At 41.9% G+C, this 19,043-nt stretch carries 27 protein-coding genes; 24 read left to right on the top strand and 3 right to left on the bottom strand.

Annotated elements, in window-relative coordinates; genetic code table 11:
* Positions 1 to 2 precede the first annotated feature (2 nt).
* From MJO53_RS03775 to MJO53_RS03765, 3 genes are read right to left on the bottom strand one after another with little or no spacing between them, the layout of a single operon-like run.
* Entirely contained in the window at positions 3 to 1,340 is a 1,338-nt protein-coding gene (locus MJO53_RS03775) for a hypothetical protein (protein WP_252080532.1), read from the bottom strand.
* Between the two features lie 11 nt (positions 1,341 to 1,351).
* Entirely contained in the window at positions 1,352 to 2,989 is a 1,638-nt protein-coding gene (locus MJO53_RS03770) for a SusD/RagB family nutrient-binding outer membrane lipoprotein (RefSeq protein WP_252080531.1), read from the bottom strand.
* Between the two features lie 18 nt (positions 2,990 to 3,007).
* Entirely contained in the window at positions 3,008 to 6,244 is a 3,237-nt protein-coding gene (locus MJO53_RS03765; protein ID WP_252080530.1) for a SusC/RagA family TonB-linked outer membrane protein, read from the bottom strand.
* Positions 6,245 to 6,770: 526 nt separating this feature from the next.
* On the opposite strand from MJO53_RS03765, the gene rpsL reads away from it, so the two are divergent.
* The 24 genes from rpsL to rplO all read left to right on the top strand — a co-directional run bounded on the left by rpsL (position 6,771) and on the right by rplO (position 19,042).
* Positions 6,771 to 7,145 (top strand): 30S ribosomal protein S12, encoded by a 375-nt coding sequence (rpsL, locus tag MJO53_RS03760; RefSeq protein ID WP_014032016.1) that lies wholly within the window; start codon positions 6,771 to 6,773, stop codon positions 7,143 to 7,145.
* Between the two features lie 19 nt (positions 7,146 to 7,164).
* Positions 7,165 to 7,641 carry a 30S ribosomal protein S7 gene (gene rpsG, locus MJO53_RS03755; RefSeq protein WP_108246806.1) on the top strand — a complete coding sequence of 159 codons (477 nt, stop codon included), beginning with the start codon at positions 7,165 to 7,167 and terminating at the stop codon, positions 7,639 to 7,641.
* 8 nt (positions 7,642 to 7,649) lie between these two features.
* Positions 7,650 to 9,776 carry an elongation factor G gene (gene fusA, locus MJO53_RS03750; RefSeq protein WP_224837421.1) on the top strand — a complete coding sequence of 709 codons (2,127 nt, stop codon included), beginning with the start codon at positions 7,650 to 7,652 and terminating at the stop codon, positions 9,774 to 9,776.
* A gap of 12 nt (positions 9,777 to 9,788) precedes the next feature.
* Complete coding sequence (gene rpsJ / locus MJO53_RS03745) at positions 9,789 to 10,094, top strand: 30S ribosomal protein S10 (RefSeq protein WP_014032013.1); 306 nt, start codon at positions 9,789 to 9,791, stop codon at positions 10,092 to 10,094.
* A gap of 165 nt (positions 10,095 to 10,259) precedes the next feature.
* The gene (gene rplC / locus MJO53_RS03740) at positions 10,260 to 10,877 is read left to right on the top strand and encodes a 50S ribosomal protein L3 (protein ID WP_224837422.1); all 618 of its coding nucleotides are present in this window, start codon (positions 10,260 to 10,262) and stop codon (positions 10,875 to 10,877) included.
* Positions 10,877 to 11,506, top strand: a complete 630-nt coding sequence (rplD, locus tag MJO53_RS03735) for a 50S ribosomal protein L4 (protein ID WP_224837423.1) — start codon at positions 10,877 to 10,879, stop codon at positions 11,504 to 11,506. The genes rplC and rplD overlap by 1 nt, the downstream gene beginning before the upstream one ends.
* Before the next feature lie 7 nt (positions 11,507 to 11,513).
* Positions 11,514 to 11,804, top strand: a complete 291-nt coding sequence (rplW, locus tag MJO53_RS03730; protein WP_224837424.1) for a 50S ribosomal protein L23 — start codon at positions 11,514 to 11,516, stop codon at positions 11,802 to 11,804.
* Between the two features lie 9 nt (positions 11,805 to 11,813).
* Entirely contained in the window at positions 11,814 to 12,638 is an 825-nt protein-coding gene (gene rplB, locus MJO53_RS03725; protein ID WP_224837425.1) for a 50S ribosomal protein L2, read from the top strand.
* 11 nt (positions 12,639 to 12,649) lie between these two features.
* Positions 12,650 to 12,928, top strand: coding sequence for a 30S ribosomal protein S19 (gene rpsS / locus MJO53_RS03720; RefSeq protein WP_014032008.1), 279 nt, complete (start codon positions 12,650 to 12,652; stop codon positions 12,926 to 12,928).
* A 7-nt stretch (positions 12,929 to 12,935) separates the two neighbouring features.
* Positions 12,936 to 13,343 (top strand): 50S ribosomal protein L22, encoded by a 408-nt coding sequence (gene rplV, locus MJO53_RS03715; protein WP_014032007.1) that lies wholly within the window; start codon positions 12,936 to 12,938, stop codon positions 13,341 to 13,343.
* 9 nt (positions 13,344 to 13,352) lie between these two features.
* Positions 13,353 to 14,063 carry a 30S ribosomal protein S3 gene (rpsC, locus tag MJO53_RS03710; RefSeq protein WP_224837426.1) on the top strand — a complete coding sequence of 237 codons (711 nt, stop codon included), beginning with the start codon at positions 13,353 to 13,355 and terminating at the stop codon, positions 14,061 to 14,063.
* A 20-nt stretch (positions 14,064 to 14,083) separates the two neighbouring features.
* Entirely contained in the window at positions 14,084 to 14,503 is a 420-nt protein-coding gene (gene rplP, locus MJO53_RS03705) for a 50S ribosomal protein L16 (RefSeq protein ID WP_224837427.1), read from the top strand.
* Positions 14,504 to 14,522: 19 nt separating this feature from the next.
* On the top strand, positions 14,523 to 14,714 hold the full coding sequence (gene rpmC / locus MJO53_RS03700) for a 50S ribosomal protein L29 (protein WP_014032004.1): 192 nt from the start codon (positions 14,523 to 14,525) through the stop codon (positions 14,712 to 14,714).
* 13 nt (positions 14,715 to 14,727) lie between these two features.
* Positions 14,728 to 14,985, top strand: coding sequence for a 30S ribosomal protein S17 (rpsQ, locus tag MJO53_RS03695; protein ID WP_014032003.1), 258 nt, complete (start codon positions 14,728 to 14,730; stop codon positions 14,983 to 14,985).
* A 2-nt stretch (positions 14,986 to 14,987) separates the two neighbouring features.
* A complete protein-coding gene (gene rplN / locus MJO53_RS03690; RefSeq protein ID WP_014032002.1) occupies positions 14,988 to 15,356 on the top strand; it encodes a 50S ribosomal protein L14 in 369 nt (122 codons plus the stop codon).
* 16 nt (positions 15,357 to 15,372) lie between these two features.
* Positions 15,373 to 15,684, top strand: coding sequence for a 50S ribosomal protein L24 (rplX, locus tag MJO53_RS03685; protein WP_224837428.1), 312 nt, complete (start codon positions 15,373 to 15,375; stop codon positions 15,682 to 15,684).
* Positions 15,685 to 15,686: 2 nt separating this feature from the next.
* The gene (gene rplE, locus MJO53_RS03680) at positions 15,687 to 16,238 is read left to right on the top strand and encodes a 50S ribosomal protein L5 (RefSeq protein ID WP_108246819.1); all 552 of its coding nucleotides are present in this window, start codon (positions 15,687 to 15,689) and stop codon (positions 16,236 to 16,238) included.
* A gap of 1 nt (position 16,239) precedes the next feature.
* On the top strand, positions 16,240 to 16,509 hold the full coding sequence (gene rpsN / locus MJO53_RS03675) for a 30S ribosomal protein S14 (RefSeq protein WP_036379829.1): 270 nt from the start codon (positions 16,240 to 16,242) through the stop codon (positions 16,507 to 16,509).
* 18 nt (positions 16,510 to 16,527) lie between these two features.
* Complete coding sequence (gene rpsH, locus MJO53_RS03670; RefSeq protein WP_252080529.1) at positions 16,528 to 16,926, top strand: 30S ribosomal protein S8; 399 nt, start codon at positions 16,528 to 16,530, stop codon at positions 16,924 to 16,926.
* Between the two features lie 19 nt (positions 16,927 to 16,945).
* Complete coding sequence (gene rplF, locus MJO53_RS03665; protein ID WP_224837431.1) at positions 16,946 to 17,488, top strand: 50S ribosomal protein L6; 543 nt, start codon at positions 16,946 to 16,948, stop codon at positions 17,486 to 17,488.
* An 11-nt stretch (positions 17,489 to 17,499) separates the two neighbouring features.
* Entirely contained in the window at positions 17,500 to 17,853 is a 354-nt protein-coding gene (gene rplR / locus MJO53_RS03660; RefSeq protein ID WP_224837432.1) for a 50S ribosomal protein L18, read from the top strand.
* Between the two features lie 6 nt (positions 17,854 to 17,859).
* Entirely contained in the window at positions 17,860 to 18,384 is a 525-nt protein-coding gene (gene rpsE, locus MJO53_RS03655; RefSeq protein ID WP_224837433.1) for a 30S ribosomal protein S5, read from the top strand.
* 12 nt (positions 18,385 to 18,396) lie between these two features.
* The gene (gene rpmD / locus MJO53_RS03650) at positions 18,397 to 18,576 is read left to right on the top strand and encodes a 50S ribosomal protein L30 (RefSeq protein ID WP_224837434.1); all 180 of its coding nucleotides are present in this window, start codon (positions 18,397 to 18,399) and stop codon (positions 18,574 to 18,576) included.
* A 13-nt stretch (positions 18,577 to 18,589) separates the two neighbouring features.
* Complete coding sequence (rplO, locus tag MJO53_RS03645) at positions 18,590 to 19,042, top strand: 50S ribosomal protein L15 (protein WP_224837435.1); 453 nt, start codon at positions 18,590 to 18,592, stop codon at positions 19,040 to 19,042.
* The last annotated feature ends 1 nt before the right edge of the window (position 19,043 follow it).

Here is a 19,043-nt window from a genome sequence, read left to right as displayed (position 1 = left end):
AATTATTCACAAACTTTTAGTTCAATTTCTAGGGTGTAAATTTCTAGACTATTTTCAAATGGTCCTTCACTGGCGGCTCGTTTTCCATTTGGATCGATGATTTCGAAGGTATTTTCACTATCATATTCACCACTTGTATAAACTAGAGTTAAGGATGTAGCACCATCTGGAACTGTAAATGTTCCGGATGCATCAGTGCCTGTTTCGACCCTGAAGGGAGACCCTGGAACTTCCTCGCCGTCCAAAGTGACGGTCAGGAAGCCACCGTTCCAGCCATCACCCCAATCGTCTTTCATGTTAATTGTATATTCTCCTGGATAAGGGGCGTCGGCATTCAACTGAACGCACTCAGAAGTCGATATACTGAAGAAGTACTCGGTATCATTCTCATCGGTGGTAACAATTCTGCCATCCATTGTAATTATTTCATACCTTAATTTAAAGTCGTCTCCAACAGAAAGGTCGGATAGTTCCAAGTCTTCACCTAAAAGTTCTTCGATGGTATAAGAAATGTCCAGAGTTCTAACACTATCTGCTAAATCGAGGTCTGCAATGGTGTAAGTTTCAAAAAGCTCCTCTTCTTCTGAAAGATTCACATTGTCGTCACCAATGGTCAAGTCCCTGAAAGTCCTGTAAATGTTCAATGTTTCCAATAAACTAACTTCTTCGGTTCCGTCTTTAATACTTATAGATGCTTCATAATCCTCGATTACTCCACCTTCGGATAAATCTATTTCGTCGCTTGTGGTTACTTCATAATCGAAAGCAATACCATCATCGATCAATAGGGAATACAAGAAAGGTGAGCTAAAGAACGAGCCTCCTGTTACCGTAACGGCAGCATCACTGGCTTTAAAAGACCTACCATCGGTGAAGAATAGTTCAAGATTCATAATGATTCTATCTCCAGGTAGAACTTCGGTCAATGGAATGTTCAAAGTGGTCAAAGCCTCTTCCATGGTGAATGAAAAGCTGGTGCTTGGCAATCCTCTGTCACCTACTGTAAAAGCAGATGCCGGAATAGTGCTATAGGCAACACCGGATACACTGACATCGTTGTCGTCCTTATTGTTGTCCACATAGTCAACGGTAAGGTCAACACGGTCGATAAGTTCGCCTTCGGTTTCGTCTTGTTCTTCAACCGTAACAGAAAAAGAGTTTTCCGTCCTGAACATATCAAACGCTTCATCTTCGTCATCTGGAACTGTTTCCAGGGTTCTTAATACGGCTCCGGAGGTGTAGGTTTCCAAAACCTGATCCACTACTTTTTCGTCGGTATCACAAGAGAAATTGAGCGCGAGTAGGGAAATACAAATTAGATATAAACTGATTTTTTTCATCGTTATTTTTTTTAGTTAGCAGGTGGAAATGCTGGAGATGCAGGGTTTGTATCCCAGAATACTTGGCTCGCAACACCTGATTTCTGTACTATAAACTGATTGTTACTAGCAGCATTTGCAGGATAGAAGAAAGATCGGATGAATGCTCCTGGATCTGGCTCTATGTTTGGCTCAAGGTTATCAGGGAATCCTGTTCTTCTATAAAAGTTATAGGCATCATGGCCGTTTCCTTTTAATGCAGTAAAGAATTGTTCCGCCAATACGTTCCATTTGTCGGTTCCCTCTGCTTCATCGAAAGCAGCTCCTCTGTTCAAAACAAAGTCGTTGATCTCGAGTGCGGTTGGGCCAACAGAAAGGTCGGCATCTGGGTCTAAGCTACCAAAGGTTTGAACCTTGGCGATAGATTTTTCGATACCGGAAATCATAAACGGTCTTGCTGCCTCTGGGCTTGTTGCCATGGCCAACTCAGCTCTCCAAAAGTCAACCGTAGAGGCCAAAAGCATTGGTGTTACACCTGCCCCTTGTCCACCTGTAACTAATGAAATTTCAGAGAACGTACTGTCATCATACTTACCTGCTTGTGGGTAAACACCGGGAGAAGTCCTTAAAAGACCATCTGGTGGAATACCTTCATCGTTACCGTGATTTCTTCCCCAGTAGCCATTAGGCAAAGAACAGTATGGGTATCCTCCATTTACATAATGTGCAGGTGCACTGGTAAGGGAACATGCCAAGGTTTCTTCGTTAGGGGCTACACCTGGAGCACCAGGTACAGTTTCGCTCTGACGATAGAAGTAATATCTGATCCTAGGGTCACCTGTTGTATCCATCATATCCATCAACCAAATAGAAGCATAGTCGCCACCACCTTCGTTGGAGTAGTTTTGCGAATAGTTTGGATGCCTTGTATCTGGTTGTACCTGGTTGGCGCCCCACTGGAATTGTAGGTCGTCTTCTGTACTTTGAATGTAATTTCCACTACTGATTATTGAGTTGAATGCAGCTGTGTTGCCTAGATTTAGGTGTAACCTTAATTTTAAAGTGTTACAGGCCTTGATCCATTGGCTGGCATCCCCGTCATAAAAGAAATCGTATTGAGGCAATGCAGATGGTGTCGCATTGAAGCTAGAAATGGCTTGGTCTACCAAGGCCAATGCAGCTGCATAAATATCTGCTCCGCCATCAACTTGTGGATTAAGGATCTCTGGAGCTGCGATGGCCTCTGTATAAGGTACATCTCCAAAATAATCCACCAAAAGGGTAATTGTGTAAGCCTCTATGAATTGGCCCATTCCAATATGGTAGGTCAATTCAGCTTCTTCGGCCAGAACATTCATGTCGCGAATGTTCTTTATTACCTCTTGATACGCTCTTTCCCAAGCCGTATCGAAAGATGATGGAGAATAGTTGTTCTGGTAATTTCTACCATTCATATTCTCTATTCTTGTCACCTCTGCACCATTCTCGCCAAGTTCCTCCACTACACGAGCAAAAGTTTCTTGAAGGGCGTTCAAATAGAAATCAGGATTCGCCTGACTCGGGGTGAGTTGATTAGGGTTTTCACTAATGTCCAATTCTACTGTCTCACACGAGAAGAGCAATGTGGCGGTCATTAGAGCAAAACCAAAGTATTTTGTTATTTTTTTCATGATTCAATTTTTTTCTAATTAAAATGATGCTTTAACGCTCAAACCGTATCTTCTAGAACTAGGTCCATTTAGGTAATCAAAACCAGCACCGTTACCAACACCTACACCCGCAACGTTTGGATCAAAGTTTGTTCCATCGGGCATGTTGATGGCTTTATACCATAGGTTCTGTCCTGATACCGTGAAGCTCAAGCTTCCGAAAGGAGTTTTGTCCAAAAATTTACTTGGTAGGGCATAAGTTAATCCCAACTCCTGAAGTCTGATGGTCGAAGCATCGTAAATACCTAATTCATCCGGTCCAAATAGAACGTTGTTGAAGTAGAATGTTGAGTTGTTGATCTGTCTTGTGTTAGGAGTGCCGTCCGCTAAAGCACCTGGAAGGATGAACGTGTTCAAACGATCTTCTGTATCCGTGGTCAGACCTCTACCCAAAAGGGTAGAAACAGTACGACTGTATATGTCCCCGCCGTGGGTGTAGTTTACCAAGAAATTCAAAGAGAAATTTTTAAATCTCAATGTGTTTGCTACGTTAAATTGCCAGTCCGGGTTTGGATTGCCAATTACAAAAGTACCTTCCTCAACTACATAATCACCAGCAGAATTTACCAAAAACTCTCCGCTTTCGGTCCTGCCGATCCTACTACCAACGATTACACCTAATTGTTCTCCTACGATGGCTGCATTACCCAGGTTACTGAACCCGGCATATACAACAATATCGGTATCAAGACCAAGGTCGGTAACTTCGGAGTCGTAAGTTGTCCAGTTGGCATTGATGTTCCAGTTGAACCCATCGCCATCGTTACGGAAGATATCCGCTCCCAAGTCAATTTCCCAACCATCGGATTTGATCTCACCAATGTTTGTTTGTGTGGAAGTATAACCTGTAGATGGATCAAGTGGTCTATCGATGATCAAATCTTCGGTTGTTCTACTGTAGTAAGATACATCCAGCGTTAAACGGCTGTTAAAGAACCTTGATTCCATACCTACTTCGATCTCAGATAAAAGCTCGGGCTTCAAATTTGGATTACCCAAAAGATTGGCACTTGTGTTGCCCACTACATCAACACCAGATCCATCTTGGAATGACTGGGTGTTCAGGTTTAGCGTGGACGCCACTGGATATCCTGTCGGGAAGTTTGCCGAAGTTCCGTAACCAGCTCTAAGTTTAAGGTAATTAACTCCTCCTGGTGTTTGTAACCCTGGGAATATTTTGGTAGGAATCACAGAAACACTCGCGGATGGATAGAATATAGAACGATTTTCTCTTGCTAGGTTGGATACCCAATCGTTCCTTCCTGCCAAGGTTAAGTACACCATTCTGTCATAATCGAAATCCAACTGGCCATATGCGCCTGCAATATTCCTCTCTTGGAAGAACTGAATCTCATCTTGAAGTGCAAAGTTGAAGTGTCTAAGAACGCCAAATACCTGTTGGCCGGAACTAGCTACACCGTTCTGGTCAAAAACTTCTCTCCTTGTTGTGGCACCTGCATTAAAGCTGAATCCTACTTTTTCAGATAGTTCATATTGGCCAGTTAGTATAAGGTTGTGGTCGTTAATGGTATTGGTGTTGTTCCAAGTTTGCAGTATTCCACTTTGTGTAGCGACACTACCACCAACACCACCTTTGTTTTGATAGTTGGTATTGTTTTCACTGTATGCATCTAGCCCGAATCTATAAGTTAAATTCAAGTTGTCGTTAATATTGTACGACATTGCAGCATTACCGAAAATACGATTGGTAACCTGTTGGTTTTTTGTATTCTTTACTGTCCACAATGGGTGTTGTATACTATTATTTTGACGATAGTAAACGCTGGATCCATTAATTGGGTTCTCGAAAGGCAATCCTTGGATATCTACACTTCGGGGAGTGTAGAACAAGTTTGCGAATATGGAAGAACCTGTACCGAATACACTGTTACCTGTACTTGCAGCAACAGGAGGTGTCTCAAAATCCGTTTTGGCATAGTTCAATGTTCCTGAGATGGTAAATTTGTTTGATAGTTCTGCTCTGCCCCCCATTCCTATGGTATATCTTTTCAATTGGTTGCCAGGGGTAAAACCTTGATCGTCCAGATGCCCAAAGTTAGCGTTGTAGGATACTTTTCCGTCGGTCGAAGCTCCACGAACGTTTACAGAGTTAGTTTGAACTACCCCGGTTCTAAAGAATTTTTCAACGCTATCATAAGGTTTCCAATCGTAACGGGCGCCTTGAAATTCTGGAAACGCTGCTTGGATTGCAGATGTAGAAGTTGAATAAGGGTGAGCCAATGTTCCATTGTCATCAATTGAGGATTGAGCTCCCCATCCAGCGATTCCACCTCTATCAAAACTTGGCCCCCAGTTACTAAAGAACCATCCAAAGTTTTGGTCGAATCCGTTACCGTACTGATCTTGGTAATCGGGCAACGAAGCAATCTCGTTGAAGAAAATAGAGCTGGAAACGGTAATCTCATTTTTCTTGGCCGCAGTTCCAGCAGCACCGTTTTTAGTGGTAATCAAGATTACCCCATTACGCCCTGCCGTACCATATAATGTTGCTGCAGCAAGACCTTTAAGTACGTTTACACTTTCAATATTGTTCGGGTCCAAATCCAAGAAACGGCTGGAGCCGTTGTTGCCATCTATAAAGTCGTCACCGGAGTTCCCATCAATCGACCCAACACTGTTGGTTCCGCTATCGAAAGGTACACCATCAACAATGAACAATGGCTGGTTACTTCCACTAAATGTGCTTAAACCACGAATAATAATACTTGTACCAGATCCTGAAAGACCACTTTGGGAAGTAATGTTTACCCCGGAGGCCTTACCTGTCAGAATACGTCCGACATCACCCTCGGCACGCTGCTCCAATTGCTCGTTTCCTACTTCGGAAACCGCATAACCTAGAGCCTGCTTTTCTTTCTTGATACCTTGTGCGGTAACAATAACTTCCTCGAGCGCTTGAGTGTCCGCCTCCATCTGAACGTTTATTACGCTGGATGCGCCAACAGTTCTGGTTGCGGGTCTCTGGCCAATGTAGGTAAAGAGAAGTGTTTGGCCTTCACTTGCGCTGATGGCATAGTTCCCATCAAAATCCGTTTGGGTACCCGTGGAGGTCCCTTCAACGACAATGTTGACCCCAGGCAGCGGGAGGCCATCGCCATCCGTAACCGTACCTGTAATCGTCTTGTCCTGCGCATAGGATATATGCACAACAAACGCCAATAATAGCGTTAACAATCCATTAAGTTTTGTTCTCATTGTTAAATTATTTGAATTAGCTGATCGCTAAAATCTTAATTTCATGTTAATAATCCAAAATAATTTTATAAAATATTTAAGAATATGGATTTAATTTAGATAACAATAAAATCATTGAGTATGATTAATAGATGTATAAAAATTAAGTAAAATGATTATATAATGCATAATAAACATGATTTAACATAAAAAAGGGACGGTATATTTAAATCAACTGTATTTTGATTGGATTGAAGTAAAATCAAAAATAATGTTAACGAAATATGTTATAGAAATGTTAACATAAACAGATTTGAAATTTATCGTATACCTTAATATATATGAGTGGTAAAAAAACAAATGAAAACACTTTGTTTGGTAGTGATATTTTGCTGTTGTGGTTCCATGTTGACTCTATTGGTTTAATGGGTACACAACTTTTTTCTGTTAAGATGAAAATTAAATCGGTATGGATTTGAATTATTGGGAATTATCATTACATTTGCAGCCCTCAAAAAGAGGGTTATTTAGTTTTAAAAGAAATTTAATGCCAACAATTTCACAATTAGTACGAAAAGGAAGGGCCACAATTACCAAGAAGAGTAAATCGGCTGCTTTGGATTCGTGTCCTCAAAGAAGAGGGGTTTGTACGCGTGTTTACACTACTACACCAAAAAAACCTAACTCTGCAATGCGTAAAGTTGCAAGGGTGAGGTTGACTAACGGTAAAGAGGTCAACGCATACATCCCCGGAGAAGGCCACAACCTCCAGGAGCACTCGATAGTATTGGTTAGAGGTGGGAGAGTAAAGGATTTGCCTGGTGTGCGTTATCATATCGTTAGGGGTGCGCTGGATACTGCAGGTGTTGCAGGTAGAACTCAGCGACGATCTAAGTATGGTGCAAAGCGCCCTAAAAATTAATCATTTTTAAGAAGAAGCGATGAGAAAAAAGCAGGCAAAAAAGAGACCGTTATTACCAGATCCAAAATTTAACGATCAACTTGTTACGCGTTTTGTTAACATGATGATGTGGGATGGTAAGAAATCAATTGCATTTAAAATATTTTATGATGCCATTGAGATAGTCGATGAAAAGAATACGGACGAGGAAAAAACAGGGTTGGAGCTTTGGAAAGATGCTCTTTCCAACGTAATGCCGCACGTTGAGGTTAGAAGTAGAAGAGTGGGTGGTGCTACATTTCAGATTCCAATGCAAATTCGTCCAGATAGAAAAATCTCAACTGCCATGAAGTGGTTGATCAGTTTTTCTAGAAAACGTAATGAAAAATCTATGGCCCAAAAATTAGCGGCCGAGATTTTGGCAGCGGCCAAAGAAGAAGGTGCTGCAGTGAAAAAGAGAGTAGATACACACAAAATGGCCGAGGCCAATAAAGCATTCTCGCACTTTAGATTCTAATCAATACAATGGGAAGAGATTTAAAATATACAAGGAACATAGGTATTGCGGCACACATTGACGCAGGTAAGACGACGACTACAGAGCGTATTCTTTTCTATACAGGTGTGAGTCACAAAATCGGAGAGGTGCACGATGGTGCAGCTACCATGGACTGGATGGAGCAAGAGCAGGAGCGGGGTATTACCATTACTTCTGCAGCTACGACTTGTACTTGGAAGTTTCCAATGGAGAATGCACAGACTTTGCCAGATACAAAAGATTATCACTTTAATATTATAGATACTCCCGGACACGTGGACTTTACCGTCGAGGTGAACCGTTCTTTGCGTGTGTTGGATGGTTTGGTTTTCTTGTTCAGTGCTGTTGATGGTGTTGAGCCTCAGTCGGAAACCAACTGGAGATTGGCTGATAATTACAAAGTGCCCCGTATTGGATTCGTAAACAAAATGGACCGTCAAGGTTCCAACTTTTTGAATGTGTGCAAGCAGGTTCGAGAAATGTTGGGTTCGAATGCTGTACCAATTGTATTGCCAATTGGCGAGGAAGCGGATTTTAAAGGTATCGTGGATTTGGCCAAGAACAGAGCTGTTGTTTGGCACGAGGATAACTTCGGTTCTACCTTTGATGTAGTTGATATTCCAGCAGAAATGCAGGAAGAGGTAAGAGAGTATAGAGCTGCCCTTATTGAGGCTGTTGCGGAGTATGATGAGGAGTTGATGGAGAAATTCTTCGAAGATGAGGATTCTATTACAGAGGAGGAAGTGCATGCTGCATTGCGTGCCGCTGTAATGGATAGGGCTATCATTCCTATGGTTTGTGGTTCTTCGTTTAAAAACAAAGGTGTTCAGTTCTTGTTGGATGCTGTTTGTCGTTACTTGCCATCGCCATTGGACAAGGATGATATCGTTGGTGTAAATCCGGATACAGGTAAAGAAGTTACAAGAAAGCCGGATCCAAAAGAGCCTTTTGCTGCGCTTGCATTTAAAATTGCTACCGATCCTTTTGTTGGTCGTTTGGCATTCTTTAGAGCGTATTCAGGTCGTTTGGATGCAGGTTCTTATATATTGAACAACCGTTCAGGTAAAAAAGAGCGTATTTCCCGTATTTACCAAATGCACTCCAATAAACAAAACTCGATCGATTATATCGAAGCAGGGGACATTGGTGCAGCTGTTGGTTTCAAAGATATTAAGACAGGAGATACCATGTCGGCCGAGAATGCTCCGATAGTATTGGAGAGTATGGATTTCCCTGATCCCGTAATCGGTATCGCGGTGGAGCCAAAAACAAAGGCTGATGTTGATAAATTGGGTATGGCTTTGGCTAAATTGGCCGAAGAAGATCCAACATTCCAGGTAAAAACAGATGAGGCTTCAGGTCAGACCATTATTTCTGGAATGGGCGAGCTTCACTTGGATATTATTTGCGACCGTCTTAAACGTGAGTTCAAGGTGGATGTGAACCAGGGTCAACCTCAAGTAGAGTACAAAGAGGCTATTACTGGAACTGCCGATCATAGGGAAACATATAAGAAACAAACAGGTGGTCGTGGTAAATTTGCGGATATCGTATTTACTATGGAACCTGCCGAGGAAGGAAAATCTGGACTTGAGTTTGTGAACGAAATTAAAGGTGGTAACATTCCTAAGGAATTTGTGCCATCGGTTGAAAAAGGATTCAAAGAGGCTATGAAAAATGGTCCTTTGGCCGGTTTCGAAATGGATTCTATGAAAATTACCCTGAAAGATGGTTCGTTCCACCCGGTGGATTCTGATCAGCTTTCTTTTGAATTGGCTGCCAAATTGGGTTATAAGGAGGCTGCTAAGAAAGCAAAAGCGGTAATAATGGAGCCAATCATGAAATTGGAGGTGTTGACACCAGAAGAGAATATGGGTGATATTGTTGGGGACTTGAACCGTAGAAGGGGTCAAGTGAACAACATGTCCGACAGGGCCGGTGCCAAGGTTATCAAAGCTGAAGTGCCACTATCCGAAATGTTCGGGTATGTAACTTCTTTGAGAACATTGTCCTCTGGTAGAGCGACATCAACAATGGAATTTTCACACTATGCCGATACCCCTTCCAATATTGCAGAGGAAGTTGTAAAAGCTGCTAAAGGAGTAACCGCTTAATTTTTCAGCAAGATGAGTCAAAAAATTAGAATAAAATTGAAATCTTACGATCACAATTTGGTGGACAAATCTGCTGAAAAGATCGTGAAGACAGTAAAAACAACAGGGGCTGTGGTGACTGGACCAATTCCATTGCCAACACGCAAGAAAATATTTACAGTTTTGCGTTCCCCTCACGTAAATAAAAAATCGAGAGAGCAGTTCCAATTAAGTTCATACAAAAGACTATTGGATATATATAGCTCTTCATCAAAAACCATCGATGCACTTATGAAGCTCGAGCTTCCAAGTGGTGTCGAGGTTGAGATCAAAGTCTGATAATGTTTCTGCCTCGAGCAGAAACGACATGTCCCGAACGACGGTTCGGGAAAAACGGAGAAAGAAAAAAATCTGGGTCAGAACAGAATGTTTTTCTTGACCCAATTTTTTTGCCAAATAATTGGCGAGATTTTAAATAAGTAAGTAATTATTAATTAATTAAATATGTCTGGGTTAATAGGTAGAAAAATCGGTATGACCAGCATTTTCGACGAGAATGGAAAAAATATTCCATGTACCGTGCTAGAAGCTGGGCCATGCGTGGTTACCCAAGTCAGAACCGAAGAGGTGGACGGGTACAAAGCCCTTCAATTAGGTTTCGATGACAAGGCAGAAAAACGTGCTAACAAGGCCGAAACAGGTCACTACAAGAAAGCAGGTACTTCTCCTAAGAAAAAAGTCGTTGAGTTCCAAGGATTTGAAGGTGAATACAAATTAGGTGATACTGTAGGTGTCGATCTATTTGTGGAAGGTGAATTTGTGGATGTAATCGGTACATCCAAAGGAAAAGGATTCCAAGGTGTTGTAAAACGTCATGGTTTTGGTGGAGTTGGACAAGCGACACACGGTCAGCACAATAGATTGAGGGCTCCAGGTTCCATCGGTGCGGCATCTTACCCTTCTAAAGTTGTTAAAGGTCTTCGTATGGCCGGTAGAATGGGTGGTGAAAGAGTGACAGTTCAAAACTTGAGAGTATTGAAAGTGGTTCCTGAGAAAAATCTTTTGGTTGTCAAAGGATGTGTTCCAGGTCATAAGAATGCTTACGTAACAATTGAGAAGTAATGAAGGTTGCAGTATTAGATATCAACGGAAAAGAAACAGGTAGAAAGGTAGAGCTTTCTGACGATGTTTTCGCGATAGAGCCTAACGAGCACGCTATTTATTTGGATGTTAAGCAGTACTTGGCCCATCAAAGGCAAGGAACGCACAAAGCCAAGGAGAGAGCCGAAATCGCTGGTAGTACCAGAAAGATCAAAAAACAAAAAGGTACCGGTACCGCAAGGGCGGGCAGTATCAAATCACCTGTTTTTAGGGGTGGTGGTAGGATTTTTGGTCCAAGACCAAAGGATTATACCCAAAAGTTGAACAAGAACATGAAGCGATTGGCCAGAAAATCGGCCTTGAGCATGAAGTCTAAAGAGCAATCCTTGGTGGTTGTGGAGGACTTCAGTTTTGAAGCTCCAAAGACCAAGGACTTCGTTAATTTCTTGTCTTCCTTGGGGATAGAAAAGAAAAAGTCCCTTATAGTGTTGGGCGATACAAATAATAACGTATATTTGTCGTCGCGTAATTTGGAGCGCTCTGAAGTCGTAACAGGCTCAGAATTAAACACTTACAAAATAGTTAATGCAACTAGTTTGGTGTTGACCGAAAGCGCTTTGGAAGGAATTGAATCGAACCTAAAGAAATAAGAGAATCATGAGTGTGTTGATAAAACCGATAATTACGGAGAAAATGACCGCTGACAGCGAGCTTTTCAATCGCTATGGTTTCTATGTTGATCCGAAAGCCAATAAGTTGGAGATCAAGGAAGCTGTAGAAGCTACTTATGGTGTTTCTGTTGAAAAGGTAAGAACCATGATTTATGGTCCAACGCGTAAGAGTCGTTATACAAAAACCGGAATTCAGCACGGTAAGACAAATGTTAGGAAAAAGGCAATTGTTGATGTGGCTGAAGGCGATATTATTGATTTTTACAGTAATCTATAAAGACGAGAAATGTCAGTTAGAAAATTAAAACCGATAACCCCTGGGCAGCGTTTTAGAGTAGTAAACGGATTTGACGCGATTACTACTGATAAGCCGGAGAAAAGCTTGCTTGCTCCGTTAAAAAAGTCAGGTGGTAGGAACAGTCAAGGAAAAATGACCATGCGTCACAGAGGTGGTGGTCATAAGAGAAGATATCGAATCATCGATTTCAAAAGGGATAAGCAAGGTGTAGAGGCCACTGTGGTGTCTATACAATATGATCCCAATAGAACTGCGTTTATCGCCTTGGTAGAATACAAGGATGGAGAGAAAAGGTATGTAGTGGCGCAAAATGGTATGCAGGTTGGGCAAAAAATCCAGTCTGGTACTGGATCTGCACCTGAAATAGGAAATGCACTTCCTTTGAGTGAGGTTCCTTTGGGTACTATTGTCTCTTGTATAGAGTTAAGGCCTGGTCAAGGAGCTATTATGGCTCGTAGCGCAGGTACATTTGCTCAGTTGATGGCAAAAGACGGTAAGTTTGTAACCCTTAAATTGCCTTCGGGGGAAACTAGAATGGTGTTGGCTACTTGTTTGGCTACCATCGGTGCAGTTTCCAACTCCGACCACCAATTGCTTGTCTCCGGTAAAGCTGGTAGAAGCAGATGGTTGGGTAGAAGACCAAGAACCAGACCAGTAGCTATGAACCCTGTGGATCACCCAATGGGAGGTGGTGAAGGTAGAGCTTCAGGAGGTCATCCAAGATCTAAGAACGGTATTCCTGCAAAAGGATTTAGAACTCGTTCCAAGACCAAGGACACCAATAGATATATCATAGAACGTAGAAAGAAATAAAAGAAAAGTAAATGGCACGTTCGTTAAAAAAAGGACCATACGTTCATTTTAGTCTGGAGAAAAAAGTCCAGGCCAATATAGAATCAGGTAAGAAATCAGTTATCAAAACGTGGTCTAGGGCCTCTATGATAACGCCGGACTTTGTTGGGCAGACCATCGCGGTACACAATGGGAGACAATTTGTTCCTGTATTTGTAACCGAGAACATGGTGGGTCACAAATTAGGGGAATTTTCACCTACAAGATCATTTAGAGGTCATGCAGGGGCTAAAAACAAAGGTAAAAAGTAAGTAAGCTATGGGAGTTCGTAAAAGACAAATGGCCGAAAGGTTAAAAGAAGAAAAAAAGCAACTTGCTATTGCAAAGCTTAACAATTGCCCAACTTCTCCAAGAAAAATGCGTTTGGTCGCTGACTTGGTAAGAGGTAAGCAAATTGAGATGGCCTTGGCAACCTTAAGGTTTAACCCTAAAGAGGCATCCAGAAAATTGGAAAAGCTTTTACTTTCTGCGATTGCAAACTGGGAAGCTAAAAATGAAGGTGCCGATATCGAAGCTGCGGATCTTTATATTAAAGAGATCCGTGTAGATGGGGGAACCATGTTGAAGCGATTGAGACCAGCTCCGCAAGGTAGGGCACATAGAATTAGAAAGCGTTCCAATCATGTAACCATGATCTTGGAGGCCAATAACAACGTTCAAAGCTAGAAGAATAATATGGGACAGAAGACCAATCCAATAGGAAATCGCTTAGGAATTATCAGAGGATGGGAATCCAACTGGTACGGAGGAAATGATTATGGCGATAAACTGGCTGAAGACGACAAGATCAGAAAATACCTTTATGCGCGTTTGGCCAAAGCCAGTGTATCAAGGATTATAATTGAGAGAACCTTAAAATTGATCACGATTACCATTACCACGTCCAGACCTGGTATCATAATCGGTAAAGGAGGTCAAGAGGTAGATAAACTTAAGGAAGAGCTTAAGAAGATCACGAATAAGGAAGTTCAGATCAATATACACGAAATAAAGAGACCTGAGCTTGATGCAAATTTGGTCGCTGCCAGTGTTGCAAGACAGATCGAGAGCAGAATTTCATACAGGAGAGCCATTAAAATGGCGATCGCCGCAGCAATGCGTATGAATGCCGAAGGTATCAAGATTCAGATTTCCGGACGATTGAACGGTGCAGAAATGGCACGTTCCGAGTCCTACAAAGAAGGAAGAATTCCATTGTCTACTTTCCGTGCAGATGTGGACTACGCTTTGCACGAAGCTCATACTACTTATGGTAGATTGGGTATCAAAGTTTGGATCATGAAAGGAGAGGTGTATGGAAAAAGAGAGCTTTCACCACTTGTAGGATTGAGCAAAAGTCAAGGAAAAGGCGGCAAGGATAACAAGAAATCCCGTCGTAGAAAGTAATTAAGATAAAGTAAGGTAAAATGTTACAGCCAAAAAGAACAAAATTTCGTAAGGCCCAGAAAGGGCGTATGAAGGGTAACTCCCAGAGAGGACACCAACTTTCCAATGGAATGTTCGGTATCAAGTCCATGGATTCACACTTCATTACTTCCCGTCAGATAGAGGCTGCGCGTATCGCTGCGACAAGATACATGAAGAGACAAGGTCAGTTGTGGATCAAAATATTCCCGGACAAGCCCATCACCAAAAAACCTCTTGAGGTTCGTATGGGTAAAGGTAAAGGTGCTCCGGAATATTGGGTAGCCGTGGTAAAGCCGGGTAGAATCATGTTCGAGGTTGCCGGTGTACCAAAGGAGATTGCCCAGGAAGCCTTAAGGCTTGCGGCACAGAAACTTCCGGTGAAGACCAAGTTTGTTGTAGCAAGGGATTATTCCGCCTAATTTTTAATTGAGAAGAAAGATGAGACAATCAGAAATAAAAGAACTTTCAATTGAAGAGCTAAAGGAGAGATTGGCCGAGTTCAAAAAACAACACGCCGATCTTAAGATGGCCCATGCCGTTACGCCTTTGGAAAATCCTTTACAGATCAGGAAGACTAGAAGGACGGTAGCAAGACTTGCAACTGAATTAACTAAAAGGGAATTACAATAATCGGTTCTGCCTTATGGAAAACAGAAATTTAAGAAAAGAAAGAATAGGCGTTGTTACCAGCAACAAAATGGAGAAATCGATAGTGGTTTCTGAGGTAAAAAGAGTGAAGCACCCCATGTACGGGAAGTTCGTTCTGAAGACCAAAAAATATGTTGCGCACGACGAGAAGAACGATTGCAACGAAGGTGATACCGTTAAAATAATGGAAACACGACCATTGAGCAAAACAAAATGCTGGAGGTTGGTAGAAATCCTAGAAAGAGCTAAATAATTATGGTACAGCAAGAATCAAGATTAAGAGTTGCGGACAATACCGGTGCAAAAGAAGTTTTGACCATCCGCGTACTAGGAGGAACAAAAAGAAGATATGCTTCTTTGGGTGACAAAATTGTTGTTACCGTAAAAGAGGCTACTCCAAACGGTACTGTAAAAAAAGGTTCTGTTTCTACAGCAGTTGTTGTTAGAACCAAGAAAGAAGTGAGAAGGCCTGACGGTTCTTACATCCGTTTCGACGATAACGCATGTGTATTGTTGAACCCAACTGGGGAGATGAGAGGAACTCGTGTATTTGGTCCTGTCGCAAGAGAATTGAGGGACAGACAATTCATGAAGATTGTTTCATTGGCGCCTGAAGTGCTATAAAAGAAATATCAGAAAGATGAAGTTGAAAATAAAAACAGGGGATACGGTAAAAGTCATTGCGGGAGACCACAAAGGCAGCGAAGGTAAAGTACTTAAAGTAGACCGTGAAAAGAACAAGGCTATCGTAGAAGGCATCAACGAGGTGTCCAAGCACGAAAAGCCAAGTGCGAACAACCCTCAAGGAGGCATAACAAAAAAGGAGGCCCCTATACACATTTCCAATCTTTCCTTGATCGACCCAAAATCTGGCGAGGCAACTCGTGTTGGGTACGAAGTAAGGGACGGGAAAAAAGTAAGGTTTTCCAAAAAATCCAATGAAGTAATTTAGTCATGAGTTACATTCCAAGATTAAAGCAAGAATACAAGGAGCGCGTGATCAAGGCGCTGACCGAAGAATTTGGTTACAAAAATGTAATGCAAGTTCCCAAGTTGCAGAAAATAGTGGTTAGCCGAGGAGTAGGTGCTGCTGTTTCCGATAAAAAACTAATCGATCACGCTGTGGACGAGTTGACCAATATTACAGGTCAGAAAGCGGTTGCGACCCTATCCAAAAAGGATGTGGCTACCTTTAAATTAAGAAAAGGTATGCCGATCGGGGCCAAAGTAACCCTTAGAGGAGAACGCATGTACGAATTTTTGGATAGATTGATCACAAGTGCCCTTCCAAGGGTGCGTGATTTCTCTGGAGTTAAAGCCACAGGTTTCGACGGTAGAGGTAACTACAATTTGGGAGTTACCGAGCAAATCATCTTTCCAGAAATCAATATCGACAGAATTAACAGGATCAATGGGATGGACATCACGTTTGTGACCTCCGCTGAAACTGATAAAGAAGCAAAATCATTGTTAACCGAACTGGGAGTACCCTTTAAAAAGAACTAGAATGGCCAAGGAATCAATGAAAGCCCGCGAGAGAAAAAGGGCTAAAATGGTAGAAAAATACGCCGAGAAAAGAAAGGCTCTAAAAGAAGCGGGAGATTATGAGGCTTTGCAAAAGTTGCCAAAGAATGCTTCTCCTGTTCGTATGAGAAACCGTTGTAAACTAACTGGTAGACCACGTGGTTACATGAGAACCTTCGGTATATCTAGGGTTATGTTCAGGGAAATGGCCAATAAAGGTCTAATTCCAGGAGTTAAAAAGGCAAGTTGGTAATTTAGATAAAGAAAAGAAATGCTTACAGATCCAATTTCAGATTATTTGACCAGATTGAGAAATGCCAACAAGGCAGGTCATAGGGTTGTAGATATCCCAGGTTCCAATCTAAAGAGACAGATTACCAAAATATTGTTCGATCAAGGATATATTTTGAGCTATAAGTTCGAGGACAATAAAGTACAAGGGAACATTAAAATAGCCCTTAAGTACGACAAGTTGACCAAAGAACCCATCATAAAAAAATTGCAGAGGGTAAGTAAGCCCGGTCTGCGAAAGTATTCAGGCTCTAACGATTTACCTAGAGTTCTGAACGGATTGGGAATTGCCATTGTATCAACATCACATGGTGTTATGACAAGCAAGCAGGCCCAACAGGAGAACGTAGGTGGTGAAGTATTGTGCTACGTATATTAATTGAGAAAAGAGAAGAAAAATGTCTAGAATAGGTAACAGTCCAGTAAACATTCCTGATGGAGTCACTGTAGAAGTGAAAGATTCCACGGTTACTGTAAAAGGTAAAATGGGTGAGCTTACACAAGAATTTTCGGGAATCGACATCAAAGTCGAGGACGGAAGTGTTGTTTTAGAAAGAGCCTCCGACGACAAAGATCATAAATCAAAACATGGTTTATACCGAGCTCTTATCAATAATATGGTAGAAGGTGTTTCCAATGGATGGACCAAGGAATTGGAACTTGTAGGCGTTGGTTACAGAGCCAGCAACCAAGGACAAAAATTGGATTTGGCACTCGGATTCTCTCATAACATTGTTCTGGACATTGCTCCCGAAGTAAAGATCGAGACCATCTCCGAAAAAGGGAAAAACCCTATTGTAAAACTAACATCTCACGACAAGCAATTGGTAGGTCAGGTGGCCGCCAAGATCAGATCTTTCCGTAAGCCAGAACCTTACAAAGGAAAAGGAGTGAAGTTTGTAGGTGAGCAATTAAGAAGAAAAGCAGGTAAATCAGCTTAATAATTAAGACTATGGGATTATCTAAGACTGAAAGAAAATTACGCATCCGAAGAAGAATACGAAAAGTTTCCTTCGGAACTGAAGCAAGACCAAGGTTGTCTGTATTCAGAAGCAATAAAGAAATATACGCCCAGTTGATTGACGACAATAAAGGTGTAACTTTGGCGGCAGCTTCATCCAGGGATAAAGATGTCGATGCCAAGGGAACCAAGTCCGAAGTAGCGACCAACGTGGGTAAGGCCATAGCCGAAAAGGCTCTTAAGCTAGGTGTTGAAACTGTTGCTTTTGATAGGGGAGGAAACCTATATCACGGAAGAGTAAAATCATTGGCTGAAGGAGCTAGGGAAGCCGGACTAAAATTTTAATAAACTATGTACCAGAATTACAAAAACGTAGAAACAGTAAAGCCGGGTGGACTGGAGTTGAAAGACCGTTTGGTTGGAGTACAAAGGGTTACCAAGGTAACAAAAGGTGGTAGAGCCTTTGGTTTTTCAGCAATTGTTGTGGTTGGTGATGAAAACGGAGTAGTAGGACATGGTTTGGGTAAATCCAAAGAAGTAGCAACGGCCATCGCCAAAGCTATCGAGGATGCCAAAAAGAACTTGGTTCGTATTCCATTGAACAAAGGCACGCTGCCTCACGAGCAAAAAGGAAAGTTCGGTGGAGCTAGAGTATTCATTAAGCCTGCATCGCACGGTACCGGGGTAATTGCCGGTGGAGCTGTAAGGGCCGTATTGGAAGCTGTAGGTGTACAGGATGTACTTTCTAAATCCCAAGGTTCTTCCAACCCGCACAACGTTGTAAAAGCTACTTTTGATGCATTGTTGCAACTAAGAAGTGCGGATACCGTTGCAAAACAGAGGGGAATTTCTTTGGAAAAAGTCTTTAAAGGATAAATAGAGGATATTATGTCAAAGATTAAAGTTACACAAATAAAGAGCGGCATCAAAAAGCCACAGAACCAAAAAAGAACTTTGGAGGCTCTTGGACTAAAGAAAATCGGACAGGTGGTTGAGCACGAAGCAACTCCTAGTATCCTTGGAATGGTAAATAAGGTAAAACACTTGGTTTCCACAGAGGAAGCTTAAAATATAAAGGCACATGGATTTGAATAATCTAAAACCAGCGGATGGCGCTGTGCACAAAGAAGGAAAACGTGTAGGACGTGGAGAAGGTTCCGGTAAAGGAGGAACTGCAACACGTGGGCACAAAGGAGCCAAGTCTAGATCGGGGTATTCCAAAAAGATTGGTTTCGAAGGTGGTCAGATGCCATTGCAAAGACGTGTACCCAAGTTTGGTTTCACCAACATCAACAGAAAAGAGTACACAGGGATCAATTTGGGCAAACTACAAGAATTGGTGGACAAAGGAACCATTAAAGATGTTGTTACCTTGGACATTCTTGTGGAGAACGGATTGGCACACAAAAACGATTTGGTAAAGATATTGGGCGATGGTGAATTAAAAGCAGCGCTAAAAGTATCTGTACATAAATTTACTGCTTCCGCTAAAGCTGCTATCGAGTCGGCAGGAGGTGAAGCAATAAGTTTATAAG

Source organism: Flagellimonas marinaquae (assembly GCF_023716465.1).
In the GTDB taxonomy this organism is placed as follows: Bacteria; Bacteroidota; Bacteroidia; order Flavobacteriales; family Flavobacteriaceae; genus Flagellimonas; species Flagellimonas alginolytica.
The sequence above is the reverse complement of the archived record's forward strand: the minus strand, read 5'-3'. Positions and strand labels throughout refer to the sequence as shown.

Excerpts from the sequence above, each read along its gene's own strand:
- MJO53_RS03775 (WP_252080532.1), bottom strand. The coding sequence starts at position 1,340 with ATGAAAAAAATCAGTTTATATCTAATTTGTATTTCCCTACTCGCGCTC.
- MJO53_RS03770 (WP_252080531.1), bottom strand. The coding sequence starts at position 2,989 with ATGAAAAAAATAACAAAATACTTTGGTTTTGCTCTAATGACCGCCACA.
- MJO53_RS03765 (WP_252080530.1), bottom strand. The coding sequence starts at position 6,244 with ATGAGAACAAAACTTAATGGATTGTTAACGCTATTATTGGCGTTTGTT.
- rpsL (WP_014032016.1), top strand. The coding sequence starts at position 6,771 with ATGCCAACAATTTCACAATTAGTACGAAAAGGAAGGGCCACAATTACC.
- rpsG (WP_108246806.1), top strand. The coding sequence starts at position 7,165 with ATGAGAAAAAAGCAGGCAAAAAAGAGACCGTTATTACCAGATCCAAAA.
- fusA (WP_224837421.1), top strand. The coding sequence starts at position 7,650 with ATGGGAAGAGATTTAAAATATACAAGGAACATAGGTATTGCGGCACAC.
- rpsJ (WP_014032013.1), top strand. The coding sequence starts at position 9,789 with ATGAGTCAAAAAATTAGAATAAAATTGAAATCTTACGATCACAATTTG.
- rplC (WP_224837422.1), top strand. The coding sequence starts at position 10,260 with ATGTCTGGGTTAATAGGTAGAAAAATCGGTATGACCAGCATTTTCGAC.
- rplD (WP_224837423.1), top strand. The coding sequence starts at position 10,877 with ATGAAGGTTGCAGTATTAGATATCAACGGAAAAGAAACAGGTAGAAAG.
- rplW (WP_224837424.1), top strand. The coding sequence starts at position 11,514 with ATGAGTGTGTTGATAAAACCGATAATTACGGAGAAAATGACCGCTGAC.
- rplB (WP_224837425.1), top strand. The coding sequence starts at position 11,814 with ATGTCAGTTAGAAAATTAAAACCGATAACCCCTGGGCAGCGTTTTAGA.
- rpsS (WP_014032008.1), top strand. The coding sequence starts at position 12,650 with ATGGCACGTTCGTTAAAAAAAGGACCATACGTTCATTTTAGTCTGGAG.
- rplV (WP_014032007.1), top strand. The coding sequence starts at position 12,936 with ATGGGAGTTCGTAAAAGACAAATGGCCGAAAGGTTAAAAGAAGAAAAA.
- rpsC (WP_224837426.1), top strand. The coding sequence starts at position 13,353 with ATGGGACAGAAGACCAATCCAATAGGAAATCGCTTAGGAATTATCAGA.
- rplP (WP_224837427.1), top strand. The coding sequence starts at position 14,084 with ATGTTACAGCCAAAAAGAACAAAATTTCGTAAGGCCCAGAAAGGGCGT.
- rpmC (WP_014032004.1), top strand. The coding sequence starts at position 14,523 with ATGAGACAATCAGAAATAAAAGAACTTTCAATTGAAGAGCTAAAGGAG.
- rpsQ (WP_014032003.1), top strand. The coding sequence starts at position 14,728 with ATGGAAAACAGAAATTTAAGAAAAGAAAGAATAGGCGTTGTTACCAGC.
- rplN (WP_014032002.1), top strand. The coding sequence starts at position 14,988 with ATGGTACAGCAAGAATCAAGATTAAGAGTTGCGGACAATACCGGTGCA.
- rplX (WP_224837428.1), top strand. The coding sequence starts at position 15,373 with ATGAAGTTGAAAATAAAAACAGGGGATACGGTAAAAGTCATTGCGGGA.
- rplE (WP_108246819.1), top strand. The coding sequence starts at position 15,687 with ATGAGTTACATTCCAAGATTAAAGCAAGAATACAAGGAGCGCGTGATC.
- rpsN (WP_036379829.1), top strand. The coding sequence starts at position 16,240 with ATGGCCAAGGAATCAATGAAAGCCCGCGAGAGAAAAAGGGCTAAAATG.
- rpsH (WP_252080529.1), top strand. The coding sequence starts at position 16,528 with ATGCTTACAGATCCAATTTCAGATTATTTGACCAGATTGAGAAATGCC.
- rplF (WP_224837431.1), top strand. The coding sequence starts at position 16,946 with ATGTCTAGAATAGGTAACAGTCCAGTAAACATTCCTGATGGAGTCACT.
- rplR (WP_224837432.1), top strand. The coding sequence starts at position 17,500 with ATGGGATTATCTAAGACTGAAAGAAAATTACGCATCCGAAGAAGAATA.
- rpsE (WP_224837433.1), top strand. The coding sequence starts at position 17,860 with ATGTACCAGAATTACAAAAACGTAGAAACAGTAAAGCCGGGTGGACTG.
- rpmD (WP_224837434.1), top strand. The coding sequence starts at position 18,397 with ATGTCAAAGATTAAAGTTACACAAATAAAGAGCGGCATCAAAAAGCCA.
- rplO (WP_224837435.1), top strand. The coding sequence starts at position 18,590 with ATGGATTTGAATAATCTAAAACCAGCGGATGGCGCTGTGCACAAAGAA.